The following is a 3,111-nucleotide window of genomic DNA, read 5'->3' as shown; positions in this document are numbered from 1 at the left end:
CAACCGGTGGCTGCGCTACGTCCGGGACCGCCACACCGCCAGATCACGAACTACGGCTGGAGTACTAGTCCGCACTCGTCTGGACTGTGACTGGCCGTTAAGGTCTGGCCTATGGCTTCGGTTGGGGCAGCCCGACGCGCTCCACGTCGAAAGAGGGATCGCGAGATGGCGGCTGACAGCGGACGCCCATCCGCCCCGGAGTGCAACCTGCTATGGGCTGTCTCTCGGGGGACGTGCGCAAAACCAGGTTGCAACCGCCAGTTGGTCGTTCACGACCAGGGGAAGTGGACGACGATTGGACAGATCGCGCATATCCGAGCCCACAGCGCGGGCGGACCGCGTCACGACCAGGCATGGCCGGTGGATCTCGTGGATTCGTACCAGAATTGTCTGATTCTTTGCCCCGAACATCACAGGCTGATTGACAGCAATCCCGACAGCTACCCGGTCAGCTTGCTTGAGGAGTGGAAACAGGGTCATGAGCTACCGTTGTCGGCACTGGGCGTCGATCCGGCGTTTTTCACGCATATCTTGGAACCCCCACCGGCAGCGCGACTCTTCTACCGGCTGGATGCGACCGTCGCAGCTCTCGCGAGTACTCTGAATCGCGATTCCCGGGTCGCTATCACTGGAATCTCAGGGTCCGGCAAAAGTCAACTTGCAAGGTACTGGTTCTCCGCGGGGACCTCAGAATACACATTCAAATGGTGGCTACGCGGTGACAGCCGGGAGACGCTGGAGAGTGACATTGCTGCACTCGCTCCTTTTCTAGATATTACCTCAGGACCCGATAAGACTGTCTCCCACCAGGCAAGGTTGGTGCGCGAGAATCTCGAACGCCTCTCAGGATGGCTGATTGTTGTCGACAATGCTCGTGGCCCGGATGGCCTTATTGATATGATCCCCTCGGGGGGCGGCCATGTCATCATCACCAGCCAAGATCAGAGTTGGAGCGGAGTTGTTCAATCGCAGTCGTTGCAGAAGTTCTCTGATCTTGACGCAATAGCTCTGCTGCGAATGTCGCCAAGACTGAGAGATGCCGCGGATGAAGACCTGTACGAATTGGTCCAAGTTTGCGCCGGACTGCCAATAGCACTCGATCAGGCTGCTGGTTACATCGCGAAGACAGGCATGGGCCTCAGAGCATACGCACGCCTGCTTAGTTCTCGTCGACTTGAAGCAATGAAGGCTATGGGGGGTGGATCGGGACAAAGAAATCTTGTCGAATCCATTCAGCTAGGCGTTGATGCAGTTGGATCCGATGCGCGTGAGCTCCTCGCCATGCTCGCCTTCGTTGCTCCTGGGCAGTTTCAGCTCGATGAAATGCCCAGCTTCGATGACGGCGATGAAGAACATTGGGACACGTTTCGGCTGCAGGAAGCGCTGGGAAGCCTTAGGGCATTCTCGCTAGCTCAGCGCGATGGTGACATGGTCTTCGCGCACGAGCTGGTGCTGGGCGTAGTGCGCTCGGCGTTGTCCGAGCGTGAGCAATACGTTGCGTTGACGCGGGCCCAGCTTATTGTCGCCCAGCAATTGCCAGAGCGTTCATCTGAAAGCTACGAATGGCCAGCTATGGAGCGATTGCTTCCCCATGCGCTGTCCCTTATCGCTATGTCGGACCTCGAGATTGCTCACAGGACTGTTAGCGCGCTGGCCCTCATACTAAATCGCACGGCGCAGTACTTCGGAGGTCGCGGAGATTACCAGAAGGCGACGGATCTTTTCGCGAAGGCAGCCAACTTGCTGCTCGAACATGGCGGTCGGGACGTCTCAGAGCTGGGCTCGGTACTCCACAACTTCGCTAACGTCCTTGGGGATCTCGGAGAACACTCAAAGGCCGAGTCTCTCCATCGCCAGGCGTTGCAGCTTAAAGAGCGCGCGCTCGGCGATCAGGCTCTGATAGTAGGCATCTCGTGTGGTGCACTCGGGTCCACGCTTGAAGAGCAGGGGAAATGGCGCGATGCTGTTCCCTTCTACGAGCGTGCTCTCTCTATATATCGCGAACATGACGACCACGCCTGGATCGCCAATGCTCTTGTGGATCTGGCCGGAATCGCGGTTCATAAAGGGCGAGCGAGCGAAGCTTGGTCGCTGCTGCAGGAGGCCGCCGGCGAGGCGGACTTAGTGAGTTCTGTCCCTGAAGCTGTGGCGTCTCGGCTTCGAATGAGTGATCTCGCGCGGAGGGCGGCGGACCTTCCGAAGGCTGCGACGTTTGCTCGGGAAGCTCGGGTCATTGCGAAACAGGCCGGAGCGTTATCCCAGTTTGCTCAGGCAGCTGCAGCCCAGGCCAATGTCTTGGCTCAAATGGGGTTCGTGGACTCAGCGGCGGTGCTCCTCGAGCAGGCGCTTTCCGTGCCGGCTGAGGTTTGGGCCAAGGACCCGATGGGCTACGCGAAGTATCTCGGCAACTACGGGTTCGCTCTGGTGCAAGGTGGGAAGCTAGATCTCGGCCTTAAGTCCCTGAACGACTCGCAGAAACTCCTGGAAAGTCAATTGCCTGCCGATGATGACTCCATCGCCGTCGGCAGGCTGCTCATTGCAAAGGCGCTGGTGATGCAAAAGGAGTTCGAAAGGGCGCGGGAGAGTTTGCGGATGTTGCTCGATGACGCTCGACCGGAATCCGAGGGTGCTGAAGACGCGGCTGAACTGTTGAGCCTACTTTCGAATCCGTCCGCTGAACCTGACTGACGAGTACACATCCATCGCTGGACAAATGCGGCCTGAGAGTCCGGCTACTGTTCTGTGAGCGTTGGCCCGAGGCAAGGTTTGCGATGCGACCGTTGCCTTCATGACCGTCTGAAGCGCTACGCGACGGTCAAGTCCTGTGGAGTGGTGTACGACGTGTGATCCTTCGTGGTTGTTGTCAGGCTGTGAGGGCTTGCAGGGTGGGTTCGATCGCCTCTTCTGTGGTGGGGTTGTTGTCGGCCTGGGATCGGGCGAGGACGTCGAGGCCGAGGTAGCGGCGGCCTTCGGCCCAAACGCCCGTGTTGTTCGGCGAGGACGGCTCCGACGAGGCGGATGGTCGAGCCGCGGTCGGGGAAGATGCCGACGACGTCGGTGCGGCGGCGGATCTCGCGGTTGAGGCGTTCTTGGGGGTTGTTGGACCAGATT

General features: G+C 59.2%; 1 protein-coding gene and 1 pseudogene. One reads left to right on the top strand and one right to left on the bottom strand.

From position 1 onward, the window contains the following. Window positions 1-360 precede the first annotated feature (360 nt). Entirely contained in the window at window positions 361-2,688 is a 2,328-nt protein-coding gene (locus ACFPJ1_RS25225) for a tetratricopeptide repeat protein (protein ID WP_380107547.1), read from the top strand. A 175-nt stretch (window positions 2,689-2,863) separates the two neighbouring features. Here the strand turns inward: ACFPJ1_RS25225 and ACFPJ1_RS25220 are convergent. Continuing rightward, window positions 2,864-3,111 (bottom strand): annotated as a pseudogene (locus tag ACFPJ1_RS25220) (transposase); the annotation flags it as partial.

The sequence above is a fragment of the Kribbella qitaiheensis genome (assembly GCF_042657745.1).
In the GTDB taxonomy this organism is placed as follows: Bacteria; Actinomycetota; Actinomycetes; order Propionibacteriales; family Kribbellaceae; genus Kribbella; species Kribbella qitaiheensis.
Note: the sequence above shows the minus strand (reverse complement) of the source record. Positions and strands in the feature narration are given on the sequence as shown.